Source organism: Micromonospora matsumotoense (assembly GCF_900091525.1).
Lineage (GTDB): Bacteria > Actinomycetota > Actinomycetes > Mycobacteriales > Micromonosporaceae > Micromonospora > Micromonospora matsumotoensis.
This window is the reverse complement of record NZ_FMCU01000045.1, coordinates 3867-10010: the sequence shown is the minus strand read 5'-3', so window position 1 is coordinate 10010 and position 6144 is coordinate 3867. Positions and strand designations below refer to the sequence as shown.

2 protein-coding genes are annotated in these 6144 nt (G+C 70.0%); both read right to left on the bottom strand.

The annotated features are described in order from the left end of the window. Nucleotides 1-3145: non-ribosomal peptide synthetase (locus GA0070216_RS33440; protein ID WP_141723303.1), on the bottom strand; the 3145-nt coding region annotated here is incomplete at its 3' end. Beyond that, nucleotides 3145-6144: non-ribosomal peptide synthetase (locus GA0070216_RS35160; protein WP_218108365.1), on the bottom strand; the 3000-nt coding region annotated here is incomplete at its 5' end. The genes GA0070216_RS35160 and GA0070216_RS33440, both read right to left, overlap by 1 nt.

Here is a 6144-nt window from a genome sequence, read left to right as displayed (position 1 = left end):
GCGCCTGCCGGACACCCGTGGCAGCAGCCAGAGCAGCAGGCGTCGGAGTCTGGAAGAACGCCCGGACCGCAACCACGATCCCCCGCCGACGCAGCCACTCCACCAACCGCACCACCAACAACGAATGCCCACCCAGAGCGAAGAAGTCATCGTCCACACCCACCGCGTCCACACCCAGCAACGCCGCGAACCCCGCGCAGATCACCTCCTCCCGCGGGTTCACCGGCGCCCGCCCCACCCCCGCCACCTGCTGCGGCGCGGGCAACCGCTCCCGATCCAACTTGCCATTCGTCGTCAACGGCAACGCGTCCAGCAGGGCGACGGTGGCGGGCACCATGTGCCCGGGCAGCCGCCGGGCGACCTCCTGCCGCACGGCCGCAGGCAGGCCGGTGGGGTCCGTCCCGGCCGCGGGCACCACGTAGGCGACCAGGCGGACGTCGCCGGGGGTGTCCTCGCGCACGATCACCGCCGTCCGCGCCACCGACTCGCACGCGGCCACCGCTGCCTCGACCTCGCCAAGCTCGATCCGGAAGCCGCGGATCTTCACCTGTTGGTCCGCGCGACCCAGGTATTCCAGCCGACCCTCGCCGTTCCACCTGGCCAGGTCACCGCTGCGGTACAGCCGCTCACCGGGAGCGACGAACGGGCACGCGACGAACCGCTCAGCGGTCAACCCCGGCCGGCCGAGGTAGCCGCGAGCCAACTGACCGCCGGCCACGTACACCTCGGCGGTCACGCCCTGCGGCGCCGGCCGCATCGCGGAGTCCAGCAGGTGCACGCGCAGTCCCGGTAGGGCCCGGCCCACCACACTCGACGTGGCGTCCGGTTGCACGGTCTGAATCGTCACGTGCACCGTGGTCTCGGTGATTCCGTACATGTTCAGCAACACCGGCGCGTCCGAGCCGTATCGAGCGAACCACCCACCCAACCTGCCCGGGTCCAGTGCCTCCCCACCGAAGACCACGGCCCGTAGGGACGGCGCGTCGAGCAGGTCCATCACCTCGTAGAAGCCCGACGGCGTCTGCGACAGCACCGTTACCCGCTCCCGCCGCACGAGATCGGCGAACTCGCTCGGCGACCGCGACACCTCGAACGGCACCACCACCACCCGGCCGCCGTGTAGCAACGCCCCCCATATCTCCCACACCGAGAAGTCGAACGCCGCCGAGTGGAACCAGCTCCACACGTCGTCCGGTCCGAACCCGCCGAACGGGTCCGCGGTGGCGGTGAACAGCTGCGCGACGTTGCCGTGCGTGACGGTTACGCCCTTCGGCCGTCCCGTCGACCCCGACGTGTAGATCACGTACAGCGGGTGGGCCGCCCGCACCGTCACCGGACCAGCCGGCGTCAGCGAGGCCAGCTCGGCCACGACCGCCGGGTCATCGACCACCACGACCGGCGCGGCACAGTCGACCAACACTCCGGCGGTCGCCGAGCTGGCCAGTACCACCACGGGTGCGGCGTCCTCGATCGTGTACGTCACCCGGTCGACCGGATACCGGGGATCGATCGGCACGTACGCCCCACCGGCGCGCACCACTGCCAGCATCGCCACCAGCAGCTCCGGACCCCGGTCGAACACCAGCCCGACCAGTGACTCCGGGCCGACGCGGTGCTCGGTCAGCAGCCGAGCCAGCCGACCCGCGCGCGCGTCCAGTTCCGTGTATGTCAGGGACCCGCCGTCGGTCACCACCGCCACCGCGTCCGGCGTCCGCGCCACCTGTGCCGCGAACAGCCCGGCGACAGTCGCCGCCTCCGACGCGGTCACCGGCGGCGGGTTCCACTCCACCAGTACCCGCCGACGCTCGGCCTCGTCGAGCACGTCGATCGTGCTCAACCGGCGACCGGTGTCGGCGACGAGGAGGCCGAGCAACCGGACGTACCAGGTCACCAGCCGCTCGATGCTGGCCCGCTCGAACAGGTCCGCGCTGCCGACGACCGCGCCGTGCAACCCGGCCGGTCTGCCCGTCGAGTCGAAGGTCTCCGCCACGTCGACGTCGAGGTCGAACTTCGCCGAGTCCCCGCCGGCCTTGATGCGGCCGGTGGTGACACCGGACATCGTGACGCCAGCGGCGGCGTTGTTCTGGACCGTGAGCATCACCTGGAAGAGCGGGTGCCGGACCATCGACCGGACCGGCGCCAACTTTTCCACCAGCCGCTCGAACGGCACGTCCTGGTGCTCGAACGCGGACAGACCGGTCTCGCGCACCCGGGTCAGCAGCTCGGCCACAGTCGGATCGCCGGACAGGTCGGTGCGCAGCACCAGCGTGTTGACGAAGAAGCCGATCAGGTCGTCCAGTGCCTCGTCGGTCCGCCCTGCCACCGCAACACCGATGGGTACGTCCAGGCCCGCTCCGAGCTTCGACAGCAACGCCGCCAGGGCCGCCTGCAGCAGCATGAAGACCGTCACGCCCTCGGCCTGGGCCACCGCCACGATCCGGGCGTGCACGTCGGCCGGTACCCGCAGCGGAACGGTATGTCCCTGGTAGGTGGCCTGCACCGGACGGGGGTGGTCCGCCGGCAGGGCGAGTTCGTGTGGAATGCCGTCGAGGGCGGCCCGCCAGTAGCCGAACTGTCGGGCCAGCACGCTGTCCGGGTCGGACTCGGCACCGAGCAACTCCCGCTGCCAGAGCGCGTAGTCGGCGTACTGCACGGGAAGCGGCGCCCAGTCCGGGGCTCGGCCCTCGGACCGGGCCGCGTAGGCGGTGGAGACGTCGCGGCCGAACGGGGCCATCGACCAGCCGTCGGCGGCGATGTGGTGCAGGACCACCACCAGGACCGCCTGGGTCGGTCCCGCGCGCAGCAGCGTGGCACAGATGGGCACGTCGGTGGCCAGGTCGAAGGTGCGCGCGGCGGCCGCCGTGACCGCATCGTCGAGCTGGGTGGGTGCGACGTCCGCCACCTGCAGGTCCCAGTCCAGCTCGGCGTTGTCGAGGACGTGCTGGTACGGCTCCCCGTCCGTGGTCGGGAAGACCGTGCGCAGCACCTCGTGGCGGGCCAGCACGTCGTGCAGGGCCGCCCGGAGTGCCGCGATGTCCACGCCGCCGGAGAGGCTCATCGCGATCGGCAGGGTATACGTGGTGTCGGCTTCGTCCAGTTGGGCGATGAACCACAGCCGGCGCTGCGCGAACGACAACGGGATCATCAGGAGCCCTTTCGGTTGCGCATCGGCCGCAGTGCCGGCCGACTGGATTGCTCGGCGGGAACGCGCAGGGCGAGTTGGGCCACGGTGGGCGCGTCGAACAGGTCCCGAAGACCGAGTTCGACGCCGAGCACGGTGCGGAGGCGGCTGATCAGCCGTACCGCCAGCAGCGAATGCCCACCGAGGGTGAAGAAGTTGTCATCGACGCCGACCCGTTCGAGCCCGAGGACGTGTGCGAAGGCCTCGCACAGCGCTTGCTCGCGCGGGTTCGCCGGAGGCCGGCTGGCGCTGACAGCCCCGGCGAAGTCCGGCGCGGGCAACGCCCGACGGTCAAGCTTCCCGCTGCTGGTCAGCGGCAACTCCTCCAGTACCACCACTGCGGCCGGTACGAAGGAGCCGGGAAGGTGACGAGCGACGTGCTCACGGACCTCGGCGGGATCGGCGTCACCGACGACGTACGCCACCAGCCGGTCGTCCCGGACGACGACCGCCGACTGAGTCACCCGGGGGTGCGTGACCACGACCGCCTGCACCTCACCCAACTCGATCCGCACACCCCGCAACTTGACCTGGTCGTCGGTGCGACCCAGATAGTCCAGCTCCCCCTGCGGGGTCCACCGGACCAGGTCACCGGTGCGGTACAAGCGCTCACCCTGCTCATGCGGGTTGGCGACGAACCGCTCGGCGGTCAATCCCGGCATACCCGCGTATCCCCGGGCGAGTTGCACCCCGGCCAGATACAACTCGCCGGCCGCACCCACCGGCACCGGTTGCAGGGTGTTGTCCAGGACGTAGGTGCGGGTGTTGGCCACCGGCGACCCGATCGTCACGGGCACACCCGCCTCACACCGGGTCGCGGTGACCTCCACCGACGCTTCGGTCGGCCCGTACAGGTTGTGCAGCTCAATGTCCGGAAGGACAGCCATCAGGCTGTCCTGCGTCGTCGCCGGAAGCGCTTCACCGGAGCAGACCACCCGCGACAACCCCGTGCATGAGGCCGCCACCGGAAGGAACGCCTCCAGCATCGACGGCACGAAGTGCGCCGTGGACACGTGTTCTTCGCGGATCAACTCGGCCAGGTACGCGGGGTCGCGGTGACCACCCGGACGGGCCACCACCACCGTCGCCCCGACGATCAACGGCCAGAAGAACTCCCACACCGACACGTCAAACGTGAACGGCGTCTTCTGCACCACCCGCTCACCCACCACCAACCCAAGCCGATCCTGCATCCACCGCAACCGGTTCACCACACCCGCGTGCGGCACCACCACGCCCTTCGGCCGACCCGTCGACCCCGACGTGAACATCACATACGCCGCACTACCCGAGGACACCTCGACCGGCGCACCCACGTCCGGGCCGTCCAGCCCCACCACCGAATCCAGCACGACCACCGCACCCGCATCCCGCACGAACACGTCCGCCCGCTGCTGTGGGTACTCCGGATCGATCGGCAGGTAGGCACCACCGGCCTTCAACACCCCGACCAACGCCACCACCAAATCCACACCGCGATCCATCCGCACCCCGACCACGGACTCCGGGCCCACCCCCACCGACCGCAGATGCCGGGCCACGGCACCAGCCCGCGCGTCCAACTCCCGATACGAGACCGACACACCCTCGAACACGACCGCCACCGCATCCGGAGTCGCGGCGACCTGACGGGCGAACAACGACACAATGGTGTCGCCGGCCGGGTAGGACACCGCCGTGTCATTCCATTCGGACAGCACCAGCGAGCGTTGCGCCCGGTCGAGGACCGGCACCCGGGTCAGCGGCACTTCGCCATCGGCCTCCAGCGCGGCGACCATGTTCTCGGTGGTCGTGGCCAACAGCGACACCACCGATTCGGCGTCGATGGGGGTCGTCGCCTCCACGGTGAGGTGGAGCGTGTCACTGTCGTCGTCGACGGAGACTGCCAGCGGGTAGTTGGTGTTCTCCTGGGAGAAGACGACCGCGATGTCGTCCTCGCCGCCGACCTCGACCGTCTCGGTCGCGCTGCTTTCCGGGTTGTCGTTGTGTCGGTAGTTGAGGATCGAGGTGAACAGAGGGCTCTCGTTCGGGACCGCGCTGGTCTGTTGCGCGGTGGCCAGTGACGCGTGTTCGTGTTCGAGGAGAGCGGCGAGTTGGTCACGCATGCGAGTGACGGCGTTTCGGACGTCGTGGCGGCCGGTGTTCAGCCGTACCGGCAGGGTGTTGATGAAGGGGCCCGGTGCCCGATCGGCGCCGACGCCGGCGTTCATCCGGCCGAACAGGACCGTACCGAAGACCACGTCGTCATGTCCCGACGCGGCCGCGAGGGTACGCGCCCAGGCGACGTGCAGCAGGGTCGCGGGGCTGGTGCTCAGAGTACGGGCGACCTGGCGCAACCGGGCGGTCAGCGCAGGTTCCAGCCGCTGCCGAACGCTCCGCTGGTTAACGCCGTCGCTGTGCACGTCGCGCACACCGTAGGGAATGGTGGGCTCGTCCAAGTCGCCCAGCAGATCGGCGAAGTACCGGGTGTGCTCCGCGTCGGAGATTCCGGTGCGGGTCTGCGCCACGAATTCACGGAACGGCACGACCGGCGCGAGCGCGCTGTCATCGCCGCTCATCACCGCGCGTACCTCGGTGATGAGCAGATCCAGGCCCATGTGGTCCTGCACCATGTGGTGCACCCGCACCAGGGCCAGACACCCGTCACCCTGCGGCAGCGCCGCGGTGTGGACCTGGATCAACGGTGCCCGCCGCAGGTCCATCGCCGTCTCACCAACGGCCAACAACTCGCCCACCGGATCAGCGTCGGTGACCGTGACCTCGACCACGGGGAGGGGGGCGTGCCGCCACACCACCTGTACCGGCGCGTCGAGGCCGTCCCACACGATCGCCGTCCGGAAGATGTCATGCCGATCGATGATTCGACCGAGCGCGTCGAGGAAGCGGTCGAGCAGGTCGCGGGTGGCGAAACGCACCACCGTCGGCAACACGTACGCATCACGACCGCCCTCGGCCAGCAGATG